Source organism: Serratia sp. K1WW1 (assembly GCF_055790865.1).
In genome coordinates this window covers 3,948,460-3,973,369 of record NZ_CM147697.1, presented here as the reverse complement: position 1 = coordinate 3,973,369, position 24,910 = coordinate 3,948,460, and the positions used below count along the sequence as shown (strand labels likewise).

At 54.3% G+C, this 24,910-nt stretch carries 21 protein-coding genes; 6 read left to right on the top strand and 15 right to left on the bottom strand.

Going from position 1 to position 24,910, the window contains the following annotated elements:
* Window positions 1-45: 45 nt before the first annotated feature.
* The 6 genes from ACX9GU_RS17925 to ACX9GU_RS17900 form a co-directional block, all read right to left on the bottom strand.
* A complete protein-coding gene (locus ACX9GU_RS17925; RefSeq protein WP_021805059.1) occupies window positions 46-1,743 on the bottom strand; it encodes an NAD-dependent malic enzyme in 1,698 nt (565 codons plus the stop codon).
* A gap of 156 nt (window positions 1,744-1,899) precedes the next feature.
* A complete protein-coding gene (cdd, locus tag ACX9GU_RS17920; protein ID WP_202670744.1) occupies window positions 1,900-2,784 on the bottom strand; it encodes a cytidine deaminase in 885 nt (294 codons plus the stop codon).
* A 137-nt stretch (window positions 2,785-2,921) separates the two neighbouring features.
* The gene (locus ACX9GU_RS17915; RefSeq protein ID WP_021180583.1) at window positions 2,922-3,617 is read right to left on the bottom strand and encodes a CidB/LrgB family autolysis modulator; all 696 of its coding nucleotides are present in this window, start codon (window positions 3,615-3,617) and stop codon (window positions 2,922-2,924) included.
* A complete protein-coding gene (locus tag ACX9GU_RS17910; RefSeq protein WP_059200306.1) occupies window positions 3,614-4,021 on the bottom strand; it encodes a CidA/LrgA family protein in 408 nt (135 codons plus the stop codon). Before ACX9GU_RS17910 ends, ACX9GU_RS17915 begins: the two co-directional genes overlap by 4 nt.
* A 139-nt stretch (window positions 4,022-4,160) precedes the next feature.
* Window positions 4,161-5,384, bottom strand: coding sequence for an MFS transporter (locus ACX9GU_RS17905; protein WP_473192409.1), 1,224 nt, complete (start codon window positions 5,382-5,384; stop codon window positions 4,161-4,163).
* A 135-nt stretch (window positions 5,385-5,519) separates the two neighbouring features.
* Complete coding sequence (locus ACX9GU_RS17900) at window positions 5,520-6,593, bottom strand: sugar ABC transporter substrate-binding protein (protein WP_473192408.1); 1,074 nt, start codon at window positions 6,591-6,593, stop codon at window positions 5,520-5,522.
* 228 nt (window positions 6,594-6,821) lie between these two features.
* Between ACX9GU_RS17900 and ACX9GU_RS17895 the strand changes: the two genes are divergently transcribed.
* Window positions 6,822-7,187 carry an endonuclease domain-containing protein gene (locus ACX9GU_RS17895; protein WP_473192407.1) on the top strand — a complete coding sequence of 122 codons (366 nt, stop codon included), beginning with the start codon at window positions 6,822-6,824 and terminating at the stop codon, window positions 7,185-7,187.
* A gap of 344 nt (window positions 7,188-7,531) precedes the next feature.
* On the opposite strand, the gene metG is transcribed toward ACX9GU_RS17895, so the two are convergent.
* Window positions 7,532-9,562, bottom strand: a complete 2,031-nt coding sequence (metG, locus tag ACX9GU_RS17890; RefSeq protein WP_473192406.1) for a methionine--tRNA ligase — start codon at window positions 9,560-9,562, stop codon at window positions 7,532-7,534.
* Between the two features lie 160 nt (window positions 9,563-9,722).
* On the opposite strand from metG, the gene apbC reads away from it, so the two are divergent.
* A complete protein-coding gene (gene apbC, locus ACX9GU_RS17885) occupies window positions 9,723-10,835 on the top strand; it encodes an iron-sulfur cluster carrier protein ApbC (protein ID WP_473192405.1) in 1,113 nt (370 codons plus the stop codon).
* A 197-nt stretch (window positions 10,836-11,032) separates the two neighbouring features.
* Here the strand turns inward: apbC and ACX9GU_RS17880 are convergent, their stop codons facing one another.
* Complete coding sequence (locus ACX9GU_RS17880) at window positions 11,033-11,674, bottom strand: phosphatase PAP2 family protein (RefSeq protein ID WP_473192404.1); 642 nt, start codon at window positions 11,672-11,674, stop codon at window positions 11,033-11,035.
* A gap of 254 nt (window positions 11,675-11,928) precedes the next feature.
* Between ACX9GU_RS17880 and udk the strand changes: the two genes are divergently transcribed.
* The 4 genes from udk (at window position 11,929) to ACX9GU_RS17860 (ending at window position 16,313) form a co-directional block, all read left to right on the top strand.
* A complete protein-coding gene (udk, locus tag ACX9GU_RS17875; RefSeq protein ID WP_021180590.1) occupies window positions 11,929-12,570 on the top strand; it encodes a uridine kinase in 642 nt (213 codons plus the stop codon).
* A gap of 126 nt (window positions 12,571-12,696) precedes the next feature.
* Window positions 12,697-13,278, top strand: coding sequence for a dCTP deaminase (dcd, locus tag ACX9GU_RS17870; protein ID WP_021805049.1), 582 nt, complete (start codon window positions 12,697-12,699; stop codon window positions 13,276-13,278).
* A gap of 34 nt (window positions 13,279-13,312) precedes the next feature.
* The gene (gene asmA / locus ACX9GU_RS17865) at window positions 13,313-15,154 is read left to right on the top strand and encodes an outer membrane assembly protein AsmA (protein ID WP_473192403.1); all 1,842 of its coding nucleotides are present in this window, start codon (window positions 13,313-13,315) and stop codon (window positions 15,152-15,154) included.
* 154 nt (window positions 15,155-15,308) lie between these two features.
* Window positions 15,309-16,313, top strand: a complete 1,005-nt coding sequence (locus ACX9GU_RS17860) for a LacI family DNA-binding transcriptional regulator (RefSeq protein ID WP_473192402.1) — start codon at window positions 15,309-15,311, stop codon at window positions 16,311-16,313.
* A gap of 208 nt (window positions 16,314-16,521) precedes the next feature.
* On the opposite strand, the gene araD is transcribed toward ACX9GU_RS17860, so the two are convergent.
* The 7 genes from araD to ACX9GU_RS17825 form a co-directional block, all read right to left on the bottom strand.
* Complete coding sequence (gene araD / locus ACX9GU_RS17855; protein WP_473192401.1) at window positions 16,522-17,214, bottom strand: L-ribulose-5-phosphate 4-epimerase; 693 nt, start codon at window positions 17,212-17,214, stop codon at window positions 16,522-16,524.
* Window positions 17,208-18,077 (bottom strand): L-ribulose-5-phosphate 3-epimerase, encoded by an 870-nt coding sequence (locus tag ACX9GU_RS17850; protein ID WP_473192400.1) that lies wholly within the window; start codon window positions 18,075-18,077, stop codon window positions 17,208-17,210. Before ACX9GU_RS17850 ends, araD begins: the two co-directional genes overlap by 7 nt.
* A complete protein-coding gene (locus ACX9GU_RS17845; protein WP_473192399.1) occupies window positions 18,064-19,554 on the bottom strand; it encodes an FGGY-family carbohydrate kinase in 1,491 nt (496 codons plus the stop codon). Before ACX9GU_RS17845 ends, ACX9GU_RS17850 begins: the two co-directional genes overlap by 14 nt.
* A 16-nt stretch (window positions 19,555-19,570) precedes the next feature.
* Window positions 19,571-20,560: an ABC transporter permease gene (locus ACX9GU_RS17840; protein WP_021805043.1), complete on the bottom strand. Its 990-nt coding sequence runs from the start codon at window positions 20,558-20,560 to the stop codon at window positions 19,571-19,573.
* The gene (locus tag ACX9GU_RS17835) at window positions 20,557-22,047 is read right to left on the bottom strand and encodes a sugar ABC transporter ATP-binding protein (protein ID WP_261143185.1); all 1,491 of its coding nucleotides are present in this window, start codon (window positions 22,045-22,047) and stop codon (window positions 20,557-20,559) included. The genes ACX9GU_RS17840 and ACX9GU_RS17835 overlap by 4 nt, the downstream gene beginning before the upstream one ends.
* Before the next feature lie 182 nt (window positions 22,048-22,229).
* Window positions 22,230-23,147, bottom strand: a complete 918-nt coding sequence (locus ACX9GU_RS17830; RefSeq protein ID WP_021180599.1) for an ABC transporter substrate-binding protein — start codon at window positions 23,145-23,147, stop codon at window positions 22,230-22,232.
* 133 nt (window positions 23,148-23,280) lie between these two features.
* A complete protein-coding gene (locus tag ACX9GU_RS17825; RefSeq protein WP_024484881.1) occupies window positions 23,281-24,348 on the bottom strand; it encodes a zinc-binding dehydrogenase in 1,068 nt (355 codons plus the stop codon).
* Between the last annotated feature and the right edge of the window lie 562 nt (window positions 24,349-24,910).

The following is a 24,910-nucleotide window of genomic DNA, read 5'->3' as shown; positions in this document are numbered from 1 at the left end:
TCTTGGTATGAGAATCGGGCCTGACTAACAGGCCCGGTGAGGTACTTAGAACGAGGTACGCTTGTAGATACGATACTGCGGGCGCCAGAAGTTATGCTCGATGGCTTTAGACAACGCCTCTTCCGACGTCACCACTGCTACACCCTGCAACTGGGCGGCTTTGCCCACTTCCATCGCGATGCATTTGGATACGCCTTGAATATCATCGATATTCGGCAGCAGTGCGCCGTGGCCGTCGGTAGCCAGCGGAGAACAGTCGGCCAGGGCACGGCTGGCGGCCATCAGCATGGCATCGGTGACCCGTTTTGCCCCTGCAGCCAATACGCCAAGGCCAATCCCCGGGAAGATATAGGAGTTGTTGCACTGGGCAATCGGGAACAACTGGTCTTTATAGGTTACCGGTGAGAACGGGCTACCGGTGGCGACCAGTGCGGCACCGTCGGTCCAGTTGATGATATCTTCTGGCCGGGCTTCCACGCGGGAAGTTGGGTTGGACAGCGGCATCACGATCGGGCGTGGGCAATGCTTGTGCATCTCACGGATCAGCTCTTCGGTAAACAGCCCCGGCTGACCAGAGACGCCGATCAGCACGGTCGGCTTGGCGTTGCGCACCACTTCCAGCAGGGAGATCGCATCGCTTTCCACCTGCCATTGATCCAGATTGGCACTTTTCTGCACCAGCTTGCTCTGGAAATCGAGCAGGTTCGGCAGCTTATCCGTCAGCAGGCCAAAACGGTCAACCATAAACACGCGAGAGCGGGCTTCTTCTTCGCTCAGCCCTTCAGATTTCATCTGGGCGATGATCTGTTCGGCAATCCCACAGCCTGCGGAGCCTGCCCCCAGGAAGGCGACGGTTTGATCGCGCAGTTGGCTGCCAGCGGCACGGCTGGCGGCAATCAGGCTGCCCAGCGTCACGGCGGCGGTGCCTTGAATATCGTCGTTGAAGCAGCACAGCTCGTCACGATAGCGATTAAGCAACGGCGTGGCGTTGTTCTGGGCGAAATCTTCAAACTGCAGCAGCACGTTCGGCCAACGACGTTTCACCGCCTGGATGAACTCTTCCACAAAGGCGTGATATTCGTCGCCCGAAATACGTGGATGACGCCACCCCATATAGAGCGGATCGTTCAGGCGTTGTGGGTTGTTGGTGCCCACGTCCAGCACCACCGGCAAGGTATAGGCCGGGCTGATGCCGCCACAGGCGGTGTACAGGGAGAGCTTACCGATCGGTATGCCCATGCCCCCGATGCCCTGGTCGCCCAGGCCAAGGATGCGTTCCCCGTCGGTGACCACAATCACCTTAACGTTCTGCTTGGTGGCGTTTTGCAGCATATCGTCGATGCGATCGCGGTTCGGGTAGGAGATAAACAGCCCACGTGCGCGGCGATAGATGTCGGAGAAATGCTCACAGGCTTCGCCCACGGTTGGCGTATAGATGATGGGCATCATCTCGCTCAGGTGCGAATCCAGCAGGCGATAGAACAGCGTTTCGTTGGTGTCCTGGATATTGCGCAGGTAGATGTGCTTGTCGTTATCGTTCTTGAAATCCTGATACTGACGGTAAGCGCGTTCCACCTGTTCTTCGATGGTTTCTATCGCTTCCGGCAGCAGGCCGTGCAGGTTGAAGTTACTGCGCTCTTCTTCGGAAAAGGCGCTGCCTTTGTTCAGTAACGGGAACTCCAACAGAATGGGGCCAGCGTAGGGGATGTAGAGAGGGCGTTTGCTTTCGTATTCCAGTTCCATCAGTTTTACTCTTTGCCTAGGGTAAGCTTTATTACTGCCGATCCTAAGATATCGGCAAAATATGTACAGCATTTGTTAGTAAATAATGAGGAATTGTCGCTTGTTGCTGGTTTTTTAGCCGGATTGCGGCGGAGCACGGTGGCTCCGCCTGAGGGATCAGAAGGTCACGCGTTGGACGTCTTCGCAGCCCAAGGCCGCCAGGGTGGCGCGGGTGGCATCCCACTGCGTCAGGATTGCTCCTTCAGCTTCGGCCAATACGGCACGGCGTACTTTCTGGCAATCACCACCGGAGACATTCATCAGGATCAGTGCGGCCTGCAATGGCGGCAGGCTAGGGTTGAACGCGGCGTTTTCTGCATAGCGGCCAGCGTAAACCTTGCCGTCTTCGGCTTCCAGCGCTACGCCGCTATGGGCGGTGCTGTAAGGGGCATGGCTGCGGTTGGCGGCATCCAGGGCCGCTTTCGCCAGTTCATCATCCAGCGTCAGTTGGAAACCGTGATCGACCGGATCCATCAGCAACTCGCTGATTTGCAGATCTTTCGGGCCGAAGGAGTAAGGCAGGTAATCACCCAGCGTGGCGGTTGCCCGTGCAGGCAAGTGGATCTCCAACTCGGTACCGCTGTTAAGCTCATTCATAAATTGGCGGCAGTGGCCGCAAGGCGAGTAGTTGACGGTGACCGCAACCAGTTTGGCTTCGCCGCGCAGCCAGGCATGCGTGACAGCGCACTGTTCCGCGTGCACGGTTTGTTGCATAGGCGCACCACGGAATTCCATGTTGCCACCAAAATACCAGTTGCCGCTGACGCCACGCGCCACCGCCCCAACGTGGAAATGCGAAATCGGCGTTAACGAGCAGGCCGCCGCCAATGGCAGCAGAGCAAAGGCCAGAGCATCGTCATCCAACCCGCACTGTTGCTTGATCGCCGCAATCTGCTCGGCCTTGAACATGGCTGCGAAATCAGGTGCATCTAAATAGGGCAGCAGGGCGGATTGCAAGGCCGCAGGCAATTCGCTGTAGGCGGAGTGAAAGCGAGAATGCATAAGGAAGTCTCTCTACAAGTTAACGGGTTAACATTCTAGGCAACCGGCCCACAATAAAGTGTGACTAATATCTATTTTTTAATGAAACAACTGCAATGAAACTTATAAATGCGAGACGTGTCGCAGGTTTTTAGCCGTTAACCAAACAGCCGCAGTAGTATCGGGAACACGAACGGCGCGGTCAGCGAAGTGATAATCCCGCAGATAACCAGAGCCAACGAACTGAATGCGCCCTGTTGGTAATCCATTTCTACGCAGCGTGCTGTACCCAACGCATGCGAAGCGGTCCCCATCGCCAAACCGCGCGATGAATTGGTGTTGATCCGCAACAGACTAAGCAGAGAATGGCCGAAAACCGCCCCCAGAATACCGACAAAAATCACGCACACCGCGCTGATGGCCGGGATGCCGCCAATCGACTCGGCTACCGCCATGGCTATTGGGGTCGTCACCGACTTTGGCAAGATCGAGGCGGCAATTTCAGGTTTGGCCCCCATCAGCAGGGCAATGGCACCGCCGCTGATCATTGCGGTCATGCTGCCAATAAAGCAGACGGTGATGATGGATTTCCAACGCGCGCGGATCTGATGGATCTGCTCGTATAGCGGAAAAGCAAGGGCGACCACCGCCGGTTGCAGCAGATCGTTGAGGATTTTGCTGCCTTGAAAATAGCGTTCATAAGGAATGCCGGTCAGCAACAGCAGCGGGATAATCACCGCCATCGAGACCAATAATGGGTTCAGCAATGGCATGTGGAGCTTTTGTGCCAGCTTGCGTGCCGCGTAAAACACCACCAGGGTCAGCGGTAAAGACCACCAGATATTTTGCATCATTGCTCATCCTCCGCATTTTTTGCTTTACCGAGGATGGGACGCTCGCGATGGAAGTAATGTGAAGTATAGCCAACCACCACAAACACCAGCAGCGTACTGATCAGGCAAGACACGATCAGCGGAGCCAGATCGTCAACTATCTGGTCGTAATACTTCATGATGCCGACGCCGATTGGCACGAACAGCAGCACCATATAACGGATAAACAGATGGCAGCCAGGCTTGACCCATTTGGCCGGTAAAATTTGTGAGGAGAGCAGGGCAAACAGGATCAACATCCCGATAATACTGCCGGGGATGGCGATCGGCAGCAGCGCCGCAATGGCGTTACCGGCGAACAGGCTGAGGTAGATCAGCACGATCGCCCTGACATATTTCCAACACAGGTTAAATAGGTTGCCCATAGTGCATTCTCGTTGATGTTGACGTATTCATCATACAATTAAACTGTGAGCTACGCCACAAAACGCATCATGAATTCTCGCTATGCCTATCATGCCATTTTGGCAAGATTGTGGCCCGCCTTAAGTGTAGCGGGCCAGGCTATTCCGCGCTGCTTAGGCTGGCAAGCGGCTTTTGCTGTTCCGCCAACCGATGGCCGAGGAAGAAGAACAGTAGGCTGAACAACGCGGCGGCGATCAACACCAGGAACATTACTGGCGGTGGCGCATAGCTCAGCAGGAAACCGCACATCACCGGGTTGATGGCTCCCCCCAGATTGCTTAGGCTCTGCACGCCGTAATAGCTGCCTTTCAGGTGCTGTGGGGCGATAAAGTCGATAAACATATATTCAACCGGAATGACGATGATTTCCCCCAGGGTGAAAATCGCCATGGCCAGCACCCATAGCCATATCGAAAGGCCTGCCAGCATAAAGCCGATCAGCCCCAGGACGAAGAACAGCGTGCCCAGCATCAGCCAGCGCAGCATGTTGTCCTGGCGCATACCGCGGCTCAGCAGATACTGCAGGGCGATCACGATGCAGGCGTTGACGATCATCACCACGCCAATCACTTTGTAAGCAAATTCGGCATCGCTAACGATGATCAGATACTGCGACAGATAACCGGTAAATTGGCCAAATACCACCGCGCCTAATGTGCTGCCAAGGGTGAAATAAATCAGCCGCCGATCGCCGCGCAGCACATTCAACGTCTGGCGGAAGTTGAGAACCGACGGTGGAGTGTTGCCGGTGTCTTCTATCGGTGGCGATGGATAGCTGCGCAGGCGGAAGCTCAGGGTTATCACAGTCAGTAACGCCAACCCGCCGGACAGGTAGAACGGCAGCAGTGGGCTGTAACCGGCTACCATCACGCCCAATGATGAGCCGACGGCCCAGCCGACGTTCACTAGCGTATAGTTGATCGAGAAGGCCTTGATACGCTGATTTACCGGCAGCCAACTGGCAAAGCAGGCCTTGATGGCGATGCTGAGCACCGCATAAGCGGTATGTAGGATGGCCAGCACCAGGATAACGCCAGCGGGGTGCGAGACCCATGGGATAGCAAAAAAGCTCAGCGAAAATAGCAGGATGGCCAGCAGGATCAACGGATTTTTATTAAAGCGATCGACCAGATAGCCGCCATAAAAGCTGCTGATGATGCCGATAGTCAGGCTGACGCCCAAGATAATACCCACGCTTTTCGGCAGCAGGTGGAAGTGCTCGGTCAGGTAAATGGTGATAAAGGGCAGCGTGACACCACGGCCTATGGTCAGCACCAGCGAACTTGCCAGCAATATCTTAATCAGTGGGGGGAATCCCTTCATAACCAAACCTGTTGATGCATACAGTTATTACGTCAATGCAACTACAGTAGCTTATTTTGTGGTGCTGAGAAGGGGCGAACGGAAAAATTGTTTAAAAAAAAGAGGCTACGTCTGTAGCCCCTCGGTAAAACAGCATTATTTACCGGATTTGGCCTGCAGGGTGGCAAACCAGGGTTGGATGAAGTCTTCACTGCTGCCCCAGCCTGTAATAATTTTACCCAGCGAAGCTACGTTGATTGGACCGGTCTGGCTGACCAGCAATGCCTGCGGGATGGCGGCGGCCTTAAACTGATAGGTGGCAGGCGTTGGCTCGCCTGCTAGCTTGTTGGCAATCAGGCGCAGGTTGACGGCTCCGATCAGCTTGGTATCTACCGCGACGCTGACCTTCCACGGGCTACCGGCTTCGCGCATCAGTTGCAGATCCTGGTTGGAGATATCGATGCTGTAGAGCTTGATCTCGGTGCGGCCATTTTCTTGCAGCGCCTTATAGGCTCCCTGGCTGAAGGCATCCCAGGTGCCCCAGATGGCATCAATTTTACCTTTCGGGTATTTGGCCAGCACCGCCCCCACTTTATTGGCGGTATCGCCCTGAACGTCGGATGAAACTGCCCCTATTGATTCCAACTCATGAATGCCCGGGTTTTGCTTGAGCAATTGCTGGTAAGCGGCCTGGCGGCGCTCCATTGGCGGGAAGCCAGCAACCCACAGCTTGATAATGTTGGCCTTGCCGTCGAAGTCTTTAATCAGTTGGCCGAAGGATTCATTGGCCAGCGAGGCATCATCCTGTTGGGAAACGGTGACGCCGGGGATCTCGCCGCTAACGTCGGTATCAAAGGCCGACACCGCGATACCTGCCGCGGCGATGCGCTTAACCAGATCGGTGGAATAGGGCGCGCGGCCTTGAGAAAGAATGATGCCGTCATACTTCTGGCTGATGGCCTGGTTAACGAAGTCCTGAAAACGCGCGTCATCGCCGTTGCTCAGGAAGGTATCGACCTTGAAACCGAGCTTGCGCCCCTCCTGGATTGCTCCGGCCAAAAACTGGGTGGTGTTGTCATCGGAACCCAGGTTACGGATCACAGCCACGCGGATCTGCCCTTGATGCTGGGCAATAGCGTCAGGAACGGGGGCAAGCGTGGCTTCAGCAGCCAGCAGGGGCAGGCTGGTCAGCAGGCTGAGGGCGAGCAGTGAGGTCTTTATCGTTTTCATTATTGGCTCCGAAGCAGGTGAAGAGTTCCCGGTAAAATTGGATATGTAGATATCTTTACGTCTGGACGTCTATTTTATGCGATGCAGCATCATAACCAGATACCCGGCAATTGGGAATCCACCGGCTTATGAATTTTTCTCAGGTGATATAACGATTGGTTTGGATGGGGTACGCAGTTTTGGCAGGAACCGGGAGATCGACGGTGCTGGTGGCGCTAATCTTGGCTGATGAAGAGTGCAATCACGCTGATTAAGGCGCGCCGTTTAAGATCTGATATGACAGAGGCAGAACAAGCTTTGTGGCTGCAGCTGCGCGATCGCCGCTTGGCGGGGTTTAAGTTTCGACGGCAATTTCCGGTTGGGCCTTTCTTTGCTGATTTCGCGTGTTGGCAGGCGAAGCTGATTGTTGAGCTGGATGGTGGTCAGCATACGGCACAGGTGGCTTATGACCAGCAGCGCACAAGCTTTCTAGAACGCCAGGGATTTACCGTGATTCGTTTTTGGAACGATGAGGTTTTACTTAATTGGGAGGGCGTGAGACAGGTGATTTTATGGAATTTGCAGCGCAAGATATCCCCTCATTCTGGCCGTTGAGATTGCCCCTCACCCCAACCCTCTCCCACAGGGAGAGGGAGCTGCCCGGAGCAAATAGTTAGCCCGTGCTGCTTCGGAAAGAAATGAATAAGAAGAAAGGCTGGGTATGACTCAGAGAAATCAACGAACTCGATAGGTATTACTAGATCGGAAGGAAATGGATAAGAAGAAAGGCTGGGTATGACTTAGAGAAATCAACGAACTCGATAGGTATTACTAGATCGGAAAGAAATGAATAAGAAGAAAGGCTGGGTATGACTCAGAGAAATCAACGAACTCGATCAGTCCCCTCTCCCTGTGGGAGAGGGTTAGGGTGAGGGGACTTTTCTCGATATTATAGAAGCTTACTTAACCTGCATACCAGGCTGTGCGCCGCTGTCCGGGCTGAGCAGGAAGATCTCCTTGCCGCCAGGGCCAGCCGCCATCACCATCCCTTCGGAAACGCCAAAGCGCATTTTGCGCGGCGCCAGGTTGGCCACCATAATCGTCAAACGCCCTTCCAGCAGTGAAGGATCGGGGTAGGCAGAGCGAATACCGGAGAAGATCTGGCGTGATTCGCCACCCAGATCCAACTGCAGCTTCAGCAGCTTGTCGGAACCTTCAACAAACTCGGCGCTCTTGATCAGCGCGATGCGCATATCGACCTTGGCGAAGTCGTCAAAGCTGATGGTGTCCTGGATCGGATCGTCCGCCAGCGGTCCGCTGACAACCTTCTGGCTGGCGGCCAGATCTTCTTTTGATGCATTTACCATTTCATTCACTTTGTCGAGATCGATACGGTTGAACAACGCCTTGAAGGTGTTCACCTGATGGCCCAGCAGCGGCTGCTCAATGCCATCCCAGCTCAGTTCGCAGTTGAGGAACGCTTCGGCACGTTCGGTCAATGCTGGCAGTACCGGCTTCAGGTAGGTCATCAGCACGCGGAACAGGTTGATGCCCATCGAACAGATAGCTTGCAGATCGGCGTCTCGGCCTTCTTCTTTCGCGACTACCCAAGGAGCCTGCTCATCGACATAGCGGTTGGCCAGATCGGCCAGCGCCATGATTTCGCGGATCGCCCGGCTGGTTTCACGGCTGGCATAGGCCTGCGCAATGCTGGTGGCAGCATCAACAAAGGTCTGGTACAGCGCAGGGTCGGCCAGGTGATCGGCTAGCTGCCCGGCAAAACGCTTGTTGATAAAGCCAGCGTTACGGGAAGCCAGGTTGACCACTTTGTTCACGATATCCGCATTCACGCGCTGCACGAAGTCTTCCAGATTCAGGTCGATATCGTCGATGCGTGAAGAGAGCTTGGCGGCGTAGTAATAACGCAGGCAATCGGCATCCAGGTGCTTGAGGTAGGTACCAGCTTTAATGAAGGTGCCGCGCGACTTGGACATCTTGGCGCCGTTCACCGTCACATAGCCGTGCACAAACAGGCTGGTTGGCTTGCGGAAATCGCTGCCTTCCAACATTGCCGGCCAGAACAGGCTGTGGAAGTAGACGATATCCTTACCGATGAAGTGATACAGCTCGGTAGTGGAGTCTTTACGCCAGAACTCGTCGAAATCCAGATCGCCGCGCTTGTCGCACAGGTTCTTGAACGAGCCCATGTAACCGATTGGCGCATCCAGCCAGACGTAGAAATACTTGCCTGGGGCATCCGGAATTTCGAAGCCGAAATACGGCGCATCGCGGGAGATATCCCACTGTTGCAGGCCGGATTCGAACCATTCCTGCATCTTGTTTGCCACCTGCTCTTGCAGCGCGCCGGAGCGCGTCCAGGCCTGCAGCATGTCGCTGAAAGCGGGCAGGTCGAAGAAATAGTGCTCAGAATCACGCATTTCCGGGGTAGCGCCGGAAACCACGGATTTAGGGTCGATCAGCTCGGTTGGGCTGTAGGTTGCGCCACAAACTTCGCAGTTATCGCCATATTGATCCGGAGATTTACATTTCGGGCAGGTGCCCTTCACAAAACGATCCGGCAGGAACATGCCTTTCTCGGGATCGTAAAGCTGAGAAATGGTGCGTCGCTTGATATGACCGTTCTCTTTCAAGCGGCCATAGATCACACCTGACAGTTCACGGTTTTCTTCGCTATGGGTCGAATGATAATTCTCATAGCTGATGCCAAAACCGGCGAAATCCTGTTGGTGCTCGCGGCTCATTTCCGCGATCATCTCTTCTGGCGGGATACCCATCTGCTGTGCTTTGAGCATGATTGGCGTACCGTGCGCGTCATCCGCACAGATGAAATGAACTTCGTTGCCGCGCATTCGTTGGTAACGAACCCAGATATCTGCCTGGATGTGCTCGAGCATGTGGCCGAGATGGATGGAACCATTTGCGTACGGTAGCGCGCACGTCACCAATAATTTTTTCGCGACTTGAGCCATAATGAAAAGTTGCTTTCTTTAATGAGTGAAAAGGGTCTTTGATGTTACCCGATCGCGCTCTCTGCTGCTAGGGCGGTTTCTTTCGGGTTATACGAGCGAGTTACCCTGCAGTTCTGATATGCTTATCGGGTTGCTACCCATTCAAAATCAAGGAGCCGGGATGAACGCCAAATCCCCTGAGCAGACCAACCCTGAAGTTCTGCGCGCCCTGGTGACCGGAGTATTGGCCGCCTTCGAACACCCGACGTTAAAAAACAACCTGACCGCACTGAAAGCTATTCACCACTGCACGATGTTGGACAATGTCCTGCATATTGAATTGGTCATGCCGTTTGCCTGGCAAAGTGGATTTGAGGCGCTAAAAGAATCGGTAAGCGCCGAACTGCTACGCGTGACCGGCGTTCAGGCTATCGAATGGAAGCTGAAGCACGATATCACCACCTTGAAACGCGCCAACGACCAGGCCGGGGTGAAGGGGGTGCGTAACATTATTGCCGTCAGCTCAGGCAAAGGCGGGGTGGGGAAATCCAGCACCGCGGTCAACCTGGCGCTGGCACTGATCGCCGAAGGTGCCAAAGTGGGGATCCTGGATGCGGACATTTATGGCCCGTCGATCCCCAACATGCTGGGCACTGAACATGAACGCCCAACCTCGCCGGACGGCCAGCATATGGCTCCGATCGTGGCGCACGGTTTGGCGACCAACTCTATCGGCTACCTGGTGACCGACGACAACGCCATGGTCTGGCGCGGGCCGATGGCCAGCAAGGCGCTGCTGCAACTGTTGCAGGATACGCTGTGGCCGGATCTGGATTATCTGGTGCTGGATATGCCGCCGGGGACAGGGGATATCCAACTGACCCTGTCGCAGAATATCCCGGTGACCGGTGCGCTGGTGGTGACGACACCACAGGATATCGCCTTGCTTGATGCCGCTAAAGGCATTGTGATGTTCGAAAAGGTGCATGTGCCGGTATTGGGCATCGTTGAGAACATGAGCATGCATGTGTGCAGCAACTGTGGTCATCACGAGCCAATTTTCGGTACCGGTGGGGCAGATAAGCTGGTGCAGAAATACCATAGCCGCCTGTTAGGGCAGATGCCGTTGCATATCTCGTTGCGTGAAGATCTGGATCGCGGACAACCGACCGTGGTCAGCCGCCCGGACAGCGAGTTTGCCGAGATGTACCGTCAACTGGCGGGGCGCGTTGCGGCTCAGATGTACTGGCAGGGGGAAGCTATCCCTACCGAGATCTCCTTCCGCGCTCTGTGATTGCCCTGCATTAAATTGTTAGTTTAGTGCTCTCGTCTGCCCCTCACCCCAACCCTCTCCCACAGGGAGAGGGAGCTGTATGGAGTCGTGTGGGGAAAGGGATTATTCTTTCGACATTATTGTGTTTAGTTGCTGAATTAACGTTGTGGCACGTTCTATCCCCTCTCCCTGTGGGAGAGGGTTAGGGTGAGGGGTCATTAACGACTCTGAGGTGCTGAAACCTGTGGTTTTTTGTGCAAATCAGCCCGGACAAATGGTTTTTCTACCGGCGCAATAGTCACGGCAATCCTTTCCAGTAACCCCTGGGTCGGTGCCGCAGTACCTGAATTGATCAGGACAAGGGGCAGGGCCAGCGTAACCGCGATTTTGCGGTAGGACAGCCGTGGTGGCAGCGTGCCACGTTGCAGCATTAAGAAGGTGCTGCTGACGATAAAGCCGAGCGCCAGGCCGGTGATCACCTCAGAAGTAGAATGGGCATGGATCACCAAACGTGAATATCCTACCGCGGCGGCCAACAGATAGCCGACGATCACCGCGGTGCGCCTGACCGGCGACGAGAAACGCCCACAGAGCAACCATAGCAACACTGGCCAGATACTGGCAGACAGGGCCGAGTGGCCGCTGAACCCGGTAAAATCCCAGTGGCGGCTGCCGATACCCCAGCCCATAAACGCCAGCTTCGATACGCAAACTACGGCACCCACGCCGCCAAACAGCAGTATCCATTGCCAGGTCGGTTTTCTGCTGGTGGGGGACAGGAGTAAAATAATAAAGACGATGGCTGCGCAGGGCAGCAGCAGCATGCTGTCACCAAAGAATGTCAGGAAATGCCAGTTCATGTATGGTTTTACTCTAAGAAATAGGATCGAAGACGGTCTTGATGATGGCGTGAATTGTACCCTGAGTCGCCGATTTGCAGTAGCGTAAAAAATCTTAAATCCCCCGGCAAAAGATACTCGGCATGTCAATTACGCCGGTTTGTGGGGATTATCTCCCGCCTTACCGTCTAAACGCTGGCGCCAAAGGCACTAACTCCCTATAATTAGCGTGTTTTACACCCCTTTCCCCACATTGAAATCAGGTCTTTAATTTTATGACTGACAAGTCGCATCAGTGCGTCATTATTGGTATAGCTGGCGCATCAGCCTCCGGAAAAAGCCTTATTGCCAGTACGTTATACCGCGAACTCCGCGATCAGGTTGGCGATCAACATATCGGTGTGATCCCGGAAGACAGTTACTACAAAGACCAGACGCACCTGACCATGGAAGAGCGGGTCAAAACCAACTATGACCACCCCAGCGCCATGGATCACAACCTGCTGTTCCAGCATCTGCAAATGCTGAAATCCGGCCAGGCGATTGAGCTGCCGCTGTATAGCTACACCGAACATACGCGTAAGAAAGAGACTATTCATCTCGAGCCCAAGAAAGTCATCATCCTGGAAGGGATCCTGTTATTGACGGATATCCGCCTGCGTCAGGAAATGAACTTCTCGATCTTTGTCGATACCCCGCTGGATATTTGCCTGATGCGCCGTATGAAGCGCGACGTGAATGAGCGTGGCCGCTCCATGGATTCCGTGATGGCGCAGTACCAGAAAACCGTCCGCCCAATGTTCCTGCAGTTTATTGAGCCTTCAAAGCAATACGCCGATATTATCGTACCGCGCGGGGGTAAAAACCGTATCGCGATAGATATCCTGAAGGCAAAAATCAGCCAATTCTTTGAATAAGTCATTAACAGGGCAGCCTGTTTTTGCTGGTCTTTAACGAACTATTTGAGTCCCGACATAGACCTTGAGCCCGTTGTGTGGCAATTTTCGTATAAGTTTATGCGCCTTGATGGAATGGAGAAAATAATGAGACTGTGCGACCGCGATATCGAAGCCTGGCTGGATAACGGAAAACTGGTGATTTCACCGCGTCCTCCCATTGAGCGCATTAACGGGGCCACAGTGGATGTCCGTCTGGGCAATCAGTTCCGCGTGTTCCGTGGCCATACCGCTGCCTTTATCGATCTCAGTGGCCCAAAGGATGAAGTGAGTGCCGCCCTCGACCGCGTAATGAGCGATGAAATCGTGCTGCCGGAAGGCGAAGCTTTCTTCCTCCATCCGGGTGAACTGGCGCTGGCGGTGACGCTGGAGTCGGTCACCATCCCCAACGATCTGGTTGGCTGGCTCGATGGCCGCTCTTCGTTAGCCCGCCTGGGATTGATGGTGCACGTTACCGCACACCGTATCGATCCAGGCTGGCAAGGCTGTATTGTGCTGGAGTTCTATAATTCAGGTAAGCTGCCGTTGGCATTACGCCCTGGCATGTTGATCGGTGCGCTGAGTTTCGAACCGCTTTCCGGGCCTGCGTCACGGCCATACAATAGCCGCCAGGACGCGAAATACAGGGATCAGCAAGGGGCCGTGGCCAGTCGTATTGACAAGGATTAACAGCGAACCGGTATTACGCTGACACGAGGATGGCATGAGAAGACTACTGACGACTTTGGTGATTTTGCTGGTGGTGCTGGTGGCGGGGATGTCTGCCTTGGTGCTGTTGGTTAATCCGAATGATTTCCGCGGCTATATGATCAAGAAGGTTGAGCAGAGCAGTGGCTATCATCTGACGCTGGAAGGCGACCTTCGTTGGCACGTCTGGCCGCAGTTGAGCATTCTTGCCGGGCGAATGACGCTGACGGCGCCAGGGGCTGCGGCTCCGGCGGTCAGCGCAGATAATATGCGTCTGGATGTCAAACTGTTGCCGCTCCTCTCCCACCAGCTTTACGTTAAGCAGGTGATGCTGAAAAATGCCGTTATCCGCCTGACCCCCGACAGCGCAGAGCAAAGCCAGCCCGATGCCCCTATCGCCCCCGGTGGTAACCAGGCGGATGATAGCTCGGGCTCCCTGTGGAAATTTGATATCGACAACCTGCGGGTGGTGGACAGCCTGCTGATCTGGCAGCGAGCCAACAACGAGCAGATTAACGTTCGTGATATCAACTTAACCCTGCAGCAAAATGACCAGCACCAGGCGCAGATCGAGCTTTCCAGCCGGGTGAATCGCGACCAACGCGATCTGAGCTTCAACCTGGCTGCCAATCTCGATCTACAACAGTTTCCCCGCCAGATAGGTGCGCAGGTCACGCAGTTTAGCTACCAGCTTGAGGGCGCAGATATTCTTGCCGGTGCCATCAAGGGGGAAGGGAGCGTACAGGCGGTTTATCAGCAGGCCTCGCAGCAGATTGTCTTGAGCCAACTGATGCTCAGTGCCAATGATAGCCAGTTGATGGGGAGTGCTAGCGCGCAGTTCGGACCAGTGCCTGCTTACACCTTGGATCTCAGCGCCACACAACTCAATCTAGATGCGCTCTCGGGCTGGCAGACAAAAACTCCTGATGAGGCGAAGCTGCCGCAGCCGGTGACCGCATCCCCGGTAATCGCCAATCAGGCGGACGATCCACAACAGAATTTACAGGTGTTACGTGACTTCAACGCGCAGCTCAAGCTGAAGGCGGACCAGGTCACTTATCGCGGGATGTCGGTTAATCAACTGGCGGTGCAGGCAAGCAACCAACAGGGATTAATGACGGTGGCTACGCTGTCTGGCAAGTTGGCCGGCGGTGATTTCTCCCTGCCTGGTTCGATGGATGTGCGAACTGATAAGCCGCTGATTAAACTGCAGCCGCAGTTACGGCAAATTGAGCTGGGCGAGGTACTCAAGGCCTTCGACATGCCATTGGCGCTGACCGGCACGTTCAACATGCAGGGCGATTTGAGCGGCGACCGCCTCAATGCCAAGGCTTTCGAACATCGCTGGCAAGGAACGGCGGAGCTGTCCATGCAGAATGCGCAGCTTCATGGTCTGAATATTCAACAGCTTATCCAGAAAGCCGTGGCGCGTAATGACAGTAGCGTGCGTGGTGAGGATAACAACCAGCGCTACACCGCGGTGCAACAAATGAGCGCCAAGGCCAGCTTGAGCAAGGGGCAGATCACGCTCAGCGAGCTACAGGCAGAGTCGCCAGTGATGCACCTGACAGGCAGTGGTACGGTCAATATGCCTGGCAAACAGTGCGATTTAACCATGAACGTACTGGTCACGGGAGGTTGGCAGGGCAACAATGCGTTAATCGCACAACTGCGCGAAACGCCGATCCCACTGCGCGTCTATGGCCCTTGGGATCAGCTCAATTATCAGTTGCAGGTCGATCAACTACTGCGTAAAAAGCTGCAGGATCGTGCCAAAGACGCCTTGAACAAGTGGGCGGAGAAGAATAAAGGGTCCCAGGATGGCCAGGATCTGAAAAAGCTGCTCGATAAGCTGTAAACCTTATCAAACACTGCCCGCGCTCTCTTTAGGTTGGATGAGCGCGGGTTTGCCCCCCGAACGACAAAATCAATACCTTTGATATTCATCTGGCATACTGCTGATGGCTTCCCTACAATAAGGGATCTGTTAATGAATAAAGCAAGGATTGACGGTGTCAAAAGCGAATTCTAATGCCACCATTGTGGATATTGCCCGCCGAGCCAACGTGACCAATATCACTGTCTCCCGTGCTTTTAATAAACCCGAACTGGTAAAGTCTGAAACGCTCGAGAAAATTCATGCTATTGCCAAAGAGCTTAATTATGTTCCCAATGCTTTCGCTCAAGGATTAAAGAAAAGCAGCAGCCAAATTATTGGCATTGTTACCAGCAGCATGTATAACCCTTTCTACTCCAACCTGATCCAAACCGTATCGCGCATTGCCCGCATGCAGGGCTATCAGATTATGCTGTTTGATACCGACGGCAGCGAAGAGGCTGAAATGCAGGCGGTACAGGCGCTGTTCGGTTATAAGGCTCGGGGCATCTTGCTCTCTGCCGTACGCGACGATCGCCACTATCAACCCGCCTACCTTGATCAGGCCGAACGCTATCATACTCCGCTGATCCTGATCGATAGGGACATTTATAATCAACAGCTTAGTGGCGTGTTCCTCAACAACCAAGAGATTGGCAAACTGGCCGGGAAATATCTGGCCGAGCAGCCGGAAAGTAATATCCTGATCCTGGGTGGCCCGGCCGACTCGGAAATTACCTTGGCACGAACCCAGGGGATTCTTGATGCTCTGGAGGAGAAGGGGAGTAAAATCACCATTATCAATGGCGACTATGATTTTATTTCGCAGGCGGCACGGGTAAAAGAATATCTTGCCGATGAACGGCATCAGCCGGATTATATTGTTGGCCTCAACGGCATTATCACGCTGGGTGCTATTTCTTTATGCCATCAGCTGGGTATTTATCATCGGGTGAAATTCTTCTCGATCGATGAACCGCCCAAGGCGCGGGATTATGGGCAACATATTGCCGGGGTTTATCACGATACGCAGGTGCTAGGGGAAATCGCGGCGGAGTTATTATTTAATGCGATTAAAAATAATCACAGCGATCAACCATTAAGACGGGAATTCTTTACCGGGATGTTGCTTGTTGAGTGATGGCCCCTCACCCCAACCCTCTCCCACAGGGAGAGGGAGCTGTACGGTGCGCATACGTAGCCCGCGTAGCTTCGGAAAGTAGGGAGTAAAAACAAGAAAGGCAAGGTCTTACTCAGGGCAATCAACGAACTCGATCGGTCCCCTCTCCCTGTGGGAGAGGGTTAGGGTGAGGGGTAATTCGCTGAATTATCAGGCTAATTCCATCCCATTACTGCCCATAGTAAGCATTTTTACCGTGCTTGCGTAAAAAGTGCTTATCCAACAGCGCGGGTTGCATGGGTGGGATAGCCGGAGTCAATTGCCGCGTGGCCATCGCCATTGCCGCCACTTCCTCCATCACCACCGCGTTATGCACCGCATCCGCCGCCGTTTTTCCCCAGGCGAACGGCCCATGAGAATAGACCAGCACCCCCGGCACCTGTTGCGGATCGCGCTTCGCCTGTTGGAACGTCTCGATAATTACCTGGCCGGTTTCTCGCTCATAGTCGCCAGCAATCTCGTCCTCGCGCATGGGGCGGGTGCAGGGAATGTCACCATAAAAATAGTCGGCATGGGTGGTGCCCAGAGCCGGGATAGCCTGGCCAGCCTGTGCCCAGATGGTGGCATTACGGCTGTGGGTATGGACGATGCCGCCAATCTCGGGAAAGGCGCGATACAGCGCCAAATGGGTATCGGTATCCGAAGACGGTTTACGCTGCCCTTCCTGGATCACTCCGTCCAAATCCACCACCACCAAATCGTCTACCGTCATCAACTCATAGGCGATCCCCGAAGGCTTGATCACCACCAGCCCCTGCTGGCGATCGATCGCCGACACGTTACCCCAGGTAAAGGTCACCAAACCATAGCCCGGCAGGCTGAGATTTGCCGCCAATACCTGCTGTTTCAACTCGCTTAACATGTGATGCCTCCCTGTTTCATCTGCTGCTCGATCCAGCTCTTGGCCTGGGTGATATGCTGGATATCCTGGCCATCGTTGCGCGTCCACATTTCCAGCAGGAATGGGCCGCGATAGTTGAGCCGGTTTAACACGCCAAACGTATGGGCAAAGTCCACGCAGCCGCTGCCGAAAGGTACATCGCGGAATTGCCCTGTGGTGCCAGGCAGCACCGGTAAGGTGTCTTTTAAATGGATGGCGGTGATCTTGTCGATGCCTTGCTCCAGCTCAAAATCGACGTCATTGCCCCAGGCGCTGAGGTTGCCGATATCGGGATAGACGGTAAACCACGGGCTTTCAATCTGCCGGGCAAACTCGCGCCATTTGCTGATGCTGTTGATAAAGGTGGTATCCATGATCTCCACGGACAGCATCACCTGTGCCTTGGCCGCCAGCTCTACCGCCCATTGCATACCTTCGATAAAACGCTGGCGTGTATGGCGATCGGCAGTTTCGTAATAGACGTCATACCCCGCTAGCTGAATATTCCTGATCCCGACGTCGACGGCGAAATCCAACGCCTTTTCCATCAACGTGCGCGCCTGCTGGCGGATGGCGGCATCATGGCTGCCAAACGGATAACGACGGTGGGCGGATAAACACATGCTGGGCACTGTGATACCGCTGTCAAAACGCGCGTTGATCAGCGCCAGCCGCTGCTGACGATCCCAGTCCAGGCGCTGCTGACGCTCTGGCTGCTCATCAATGGAGATCTCCATAAACTGGAAACCCAACTCGCTGGCGATACCCAGGCGTTGTGCCCAATCAAGATCCGCTGGCAAGGCTTTTTCGTACAGCCCAAGTGAGACGGTATTAGTGGTTTGCATGCTGGTTGGCCTCATTTAATGCTTGGGCGATATTCAGGTAGCCCGCAAAGCGATCGCGTAAGCGTCGGTTAGCCGCCGCGTCGGGATAATAGGTGTGTACTTCAGGCTGAATGACCTGCACGGCTTCGGTAAAGCTGCTGTACTCCCCGGCACCAACGGCGGCACAGATCGCCGCAGCCCGGCAACCGCTTTGCTGGATATTCACCACCTCCAGCGGCAAATTACCGGCGTTGGCAAACATCTGCATCCAAACGTCGGACTGCGTGGGGCCGCCGGTCATGCGAATACGCTCTACGCGTGGATTTAGCGCCACCAGGCGATCCTGATGAACCAGATGAGAGAACACGATGCCCTGATAGATCGCATGCACGATATCGGCCATATCATGGTGCCCGCTCAGGCCAATCAGCCCGCCCGGCAGACTGCTACCGAGGTTGGAGCCGAACAGATAGGGCAGGAATGTGATGTCGCTCGGTTGCTTGCTACGTTCTTGTACCCAACGGTTGAACTGCGCATAGCGCTGATGATCGTTGTCGCAGAACTGCCGTAAGAACCAGGCCAGATTACTCGCCGAGGTTGGGCTGCCTTCGTGAACAAAGTAGCGGCCCTCCATGCAATAACGCCCCCAGGCAAAGGGATGGGAGGAGGGGAGGAGGTCCTCCGTCACACAGGTGGCGATCGACCAGGTACCCGCCACGGCACTCAGGGTGCGATCGTCGACCACTCCCGAGCATAAGGCCGCACCAACCACATCAAACAGGCCGCCATACACCGCCGTTCCTGCGGGTAATCCGCATTGGGCAGCGGCAGTAGCGGTCACTTGCCCGGCAAGCTCGGCGGAACCTAGCAGCGGCGCGGTTTTATCGGCCACTTCCTCAATGCCGAAAGCTGCCATCAATACTGGGTCGTAGGCGGCTGTTTGCTGGTTGAACAGGTTGCTGCCGGAGATGTTGGTGATCTCAGCCGTCGTAACACCGGTCAGGCGAAAGCGCAGGTAGTCATGAGCCATCAGCACCCGATCAATCGCCTCATATTGCGCGGGCTCATGCTGTTTCAACCAACGTAACAGCACAGCCGGATGGCTGTTCCAGATGGGTTGCAGGCTACGCGGGTAGGTGACGGCTTCGATACCCTGCTGTTGTAACTCAACCACCATCGCCCCGGCACGAGTATCCGAAGAAACGATACCGTTGCGGACTGGCTGGCCCTTTTTATCAATGGCATATAGCCCTTTACCGTGTGATGAGAAGCTTACGCCACGCACTCGCTCGCCGGTTATATCTGCGAGGCTGAGTACTTGGCGAATGGTTTGGCAAAGGTCACACCACAAAACCTCCATCTCACGCTCAGAAAAACCGGGCTGTGGGGAAATGGTTTCCCCATCACACTCTGCTACGGCAATTTCCTCACCGTTAGCCCGGTATAGACCCGCCTTGATCAGCGTGCCGCCAATATCAATGCCCAGAAAATATCCCATATCGGTTCTCCCTAGCTTATTTACGGCGGCTGGAACTGAGGTAGATAGCGGCGAGGATAATGCCACCCTTGACCACGTTCTGAATGTAAGGCGATACGCTCATCAGGTTGAGGCCGTTATTCAGTACGCCAAGCATCATGGCGCCGACCAGCGTGCCGATAATGGCGCCTCTGCCACCGGAGATGGCGGCCCCACCAAGCACTACGGCGGCGATGGCATCCAGTTCAAAACCTTCACCGGCGTTGGGCTGCCCGCTCATCAGGCGTGAAGTGAGTACCAACCCAGCCAGTGCGGCGGTCGTTCCGCTCACCACATACACCAGGACTTTGTAACGGGGTACGCGAATACCGCTCAGGCGCGCGGCCTCTTCGTTGCCGCCAATGGCGTAGACATAGCGGCCAAACGGCAGGTGGTTAAGCATCAGGTAGGCCAGAATATAAACGCCGACCATGATCAGCACCGGTACTTGAATACCCAATACGGAACCGCGGCCGAAGAAGGAGAACATGTCCGGCAGGCCAGAAATCGGGTAGCCGCCGGTGTACAGCAGTGCCAAACCACGGGCGATACCCATTGAGGCCAGGGTGACGATAATCGGTGGCATGCGCAGATAGGCAATGCAGGCACCGTTTGCCAGGCCAAATAGGGCGCCGATCGCTAAAGCGGCGACCATCGCCAGAGGAATAGGGATCCCTCCCAGCATCAAGCCAGCGGCAATGGAACCGGACAGTGCCATCACCGGCCCGACCGAGAGATCGATGCCCCCAGTCAGGATTGCGCAGGTCATGCCCACCGCAATAATGGCGTTGATCGACACCTGACGTGCCACGTTGGTCAGGTTGTTGACCGTCAGGAAGCTGTCATTAAGCCCGCTCATCAGCAGGAACAGAATGGCGAAGCCGATAAAAGGCAGCATCGCGGGGTGGTGCAGCAACTTCTCCCAGCGCTTGCCGAGGCTCTGCTTCTGGGCCGCGTGGGTAGGTGGGGATTGTTCAATTCCGATCATAATGCACTCCCGGTTGCATGAAGCATGATGTTATGAGACTCGATTTCATCCCCTGCCAATTCGGCAACAATGTGGCCGCCACGGAACACCAGCACGCGATCGCAAACGCCGATGATTTCCGGTAACTCGGATGAAATCATGATGATAGAAATGCCTTTCTGCGTGAGCTGTTGCATCAGCTGATAGATTTCGGATTTGGCGCCGACGTCAATGCCACGGGTAGGCTCATCAAAAATAAGGATGTTGCAGTCATTGTTCAGCCAGCGGGCAATGACCACTTTTTGCTGGTTGCCGCCGCTCAGGGTGCTGACGGCGGTATCCGCATCCGGGGTTTTCACGCCTACCGCACGGATCAGGCGCTGAACGATATCGTCGTCCTTGCGGGCGTTAACAAATATCTTGCCGAACCGCTCATGGCGGTTAAGGGTGATGTTCTGCGCCACGGAAAAAGGCAGCACCAGCCCCTCGGTTTTACGGCTTTCCGGCAGCAGGCCAATGCCTTGCTTCAATGCTAATGCCGGGTTACGCAGGGTGGTTGGTTGCCCGCCAAGGGTGACCTGCTTGCGATAGCAGGCGCTGGCACCGATCAGCGCGGAGACCGTCTCGGTACGGCCCGAGCCCACTAATCCGGCAAATCCCAGGATCTCGCCTTTGAACAGGTGGAAGCGATCTTCCTGCTGATGCTTGGTGCGCTGAATGCTGGCTTCCAGCAGGCGAACCGAGGTATCGACAGGGTGCGACTTCACCGGGAAGGCATTTTCGATTTTGCGCCCGACCATCAGCTTCACCAGTTCATCCACGTTGGTATCGGCCGTGGGCAGCGTTTGCACATAGGTGCCGTCGCGCAAGACGGTGATCTGGTCGCAGATAGTGAAGATTTCATCCAGGTGGTGCGAGATGAAAATCATGCCGACGCCCAGCAGTTTCAGATCGTTCATTACGCTGAACAGGTGATCGGCTTCACCTGGCGTCAAGGTGGCGGTAGGCTCATCCAGCACCAGTATGCGGGCGTCCAGCGACAGCGCCTTGGCAATCTCGACAAACTGCTGCTGCGCCACGCTCAACTGCGCCACCGGGCAATCCAGATCGATATTCACCGTCAGCCGCTTGAAAATAGCCTCGGCTTTTTTTCGCATGGCTTTGCGATCTAATAATCCCCAGCGGTTCTTGATTTCCCGGTTGAGGAAAATATTGTCCAGGGCGTTCATATAAGGAATAAGTGAGAATTCCTGAAATATGATCCCCACTCCGGCGTTAATGGCCTGCCGATAATTATCAAACTGGCGGCTGGTACCCTCCATGATTATTTCGCCCGAATCCGGTTGGTGAATACCACACAGAATTTTCACCAACGTCGATTTACCGGCTCCGTTTTCCCCTAGCAAGGCGTGTATTTGGCCGTGTTGAATGGTGAGGTCAATACCGTCCAACGCCTTCACGCCCGGAAAGGACTTCTTGATCTGTTTTAATTCTAATAACGCCGTCACGGTTAACTCCTCCGGGTCTTATACCCACCGTTGCGAAATGGGGCGGGTACAAACCTCAACCGGCTCGTTGTGTTGTAGGGGCGCCGTCTTCTGCGCCCGCTTTGATAATCAATGCGTTGGTTTGAGGCAAACTACACATTCAGCAGCATTGCCGCGTGGTCATCAAACTCGAGACCGGGCGTTTACCAGCTAAAACCTTTGGCGTTGCTGCTGTCGATCAGCTTCACTTTCACCGGAATGGTGCTCGGCACGTTGGCACCCCAGTAGCGGGCCAGGGCAATCCCCAAGGCAATGCGTGCCTGGTCGCGTGGGAACTGGGCGGAGGTGGCGATAAACGGTGAGTTCGGTTTCAGGATCTCCTTAATCGCTTCAGGCTGGCCATCGACGCTGACTAGCTTGACCTTGGCACCGTTACTCTCAATGGCTGCCAATGCGCCCAGGGCACCTACGTCGTTGACGCTAAAGATACCGGCCAGATCGGGAGTAGATTGCAGCATGTTTTCGGTCACGGTCAGTGCGGTATCACGCTCTTGCTTACCGTTCTGTTTAGTGACAATCTTCATTTCCGGGTGCTTTTTAATGGCATCTTCAAAACCGCGGACGCGTTCCAGGATCGGCACCACCGGGATACCGTCCAGGATCGCCACTTTGCCTTTGTTGCCCAGGGATTTGGCCAGGTATTCACCCGCCTGGAAACCGGCATCATAGTTTTCCGAACCGACAAAGGAGTCCAACGGGCCTTCGGCCTGGGCATCGATCGCCACGACCACCGCTCCGGCCTTGTGGGCCGAGATCACCGCCGACTGCACGCCAACCGAATCTGTCGGGTTAATCAGTAAAATATCGACTTTCTTTTGCAGCATATCTTCCACATCATTAATCTGCTTTGAGACGTCATGATGGGCATCCGCAATATACAGCTTGGCGCCAATATCACCGGCGGCCTGCTCTAATGCCTGTTTCATGGAGACAAAATAGTCGTTATTCATTTCCTGGAATGAAACGCCAATGGTGATCTGTTTGGCTAATGCCGATTGGCTGGCCAGCAGCATGCCGCCGGCGAGCATCACGGGTAAGGTTTTCTTGAATAATGAAAACATAGTTTATTCTCCTGTTGTAGGGGCGGTATTTTTCTTTCAGTGTTATTTATAATAATTAGGTCGTTATCGGCCAGAAGTCGGCCTCGCCATCAAAGGGCGTTATCATTGTTTGCTTAAAACTAATCACTCAATATTAAGGAACTAAAATAACCTTGATGGAATCCGTTGAATCGGCCAGGGCGAATGCCTGATCCCACTCTTTTAATGAATAACTGTGGGTTACTACGCCTTTGGAGGTCACCAGACCGCGTTCAAAAAGATCGATGGCAATTTCATAGCTGTAAGGTGCCAGGTGCGCACCGCGAATATCCAACTCTTTGCGATCGCCGATGATTGACCAGTCAACGGTGGTTTCCTTGCCAAACACGCTGAACTCGACAAAGCGGCCGAGCTTACGGATCATCTGCAATCCTTGGGTAACCCCAATCGGTGCGCCGGTTGCTTCGATGTAAACATCACAGCCGTAGCCGTCGGTTAACGCCTTGACGATTTTATCGGCATCTTCCTTGAGCGGGTTGATGACCACGTCGGCACCGAAGGCTTTTGCCAGTTCCAAGCGTTCGTCGATGGCGTCGATCACGATCAGCTTTTTCGGCGTCTTCAACTTGGCAACTTGCACCATACACAGACCCAACGGCCCGGCACCGGCCAGCACTACCACGTCGTCTAACTGGATATCCCCACGGGCAACGGTGTGGATGGCACAGGCCATCGGCTCGATCAGCACGGCATCTTCATGGCTGAGGCTTTCCGGGATCTTGTGCACGATGGCGTTGGCGGAAAAACGCATGTATTCCGACATTCCCCCCTCGGCCACATCCTTTTGGAAGCCGTAGATATTGTGCGTCTCACACATCCAATAGCTGCCGGACTTACAGTAACGGCACTCCCAGCAAGGCACGATCTGCTCGGCAATGACGCGTTCGCCGATCTTGTACTTCTGCTCTGTGCCTTCTCCCATGGCAACAATGCGGCCGTAAAATTCGTGGCCGGGCACGACCGGCGGTTTTACCCAAGGGTTTTCACCCCAAAACATCTGGGCACCGTTTTTACATTTACAATCGCCGGCACAGATCCCGCAGCCTTCAACCTTGATCACCAACTCCTTGGCTTTAGGTAGCGGGGTAGGGACTTGTTCAAACCGGTAATCCTGTGGGCCATGGCAAACCACCGCGCTCATCTTTTCGGGTAACTGACTCATTTTCCTCTCCATTATCATGCTAGATAGCGATACGAAACCAATGTTGACGTTGTCATTTTTAGGAAAATAAAAAGGTTAATATTTATTTAAGTTATATTTTTCATAAAGTTGTGAATAAATTTTAACATCCGACTAAAAATGACAACGTGAACATTGGCGATCATATAACCAAACTAGAGAAAACATTTGTTTGATCAAACTCACACATTGTTAACATCTGGCGTAAAGATTCTACAAATTCAGATCATGATCACAATGTTATGTCGGCTGTATGTAAGATAGGGGAACGCTGTGGTCATTTAAATTATTGAAATTAAATCAATTATTATTCGGCTGGATGGTCAGTTGGCTTGCTCTGGGCTGTCTGGCTGTTGCTTACGGTATCTACCCGCCCGGTGGAAGGCTATCGCCAAAGCGACCTGGCTTGGAATTTCACGATTTGTTGATAGTTTCCCCCCGCAACATTGATGAATGTCATAATATCCTGTACTGATTTTCGGCAGAGTGTGGCGTTATTCGGCTGCTATCGGGCGATGAGCTGAAATAAAATAATTAAATCGAG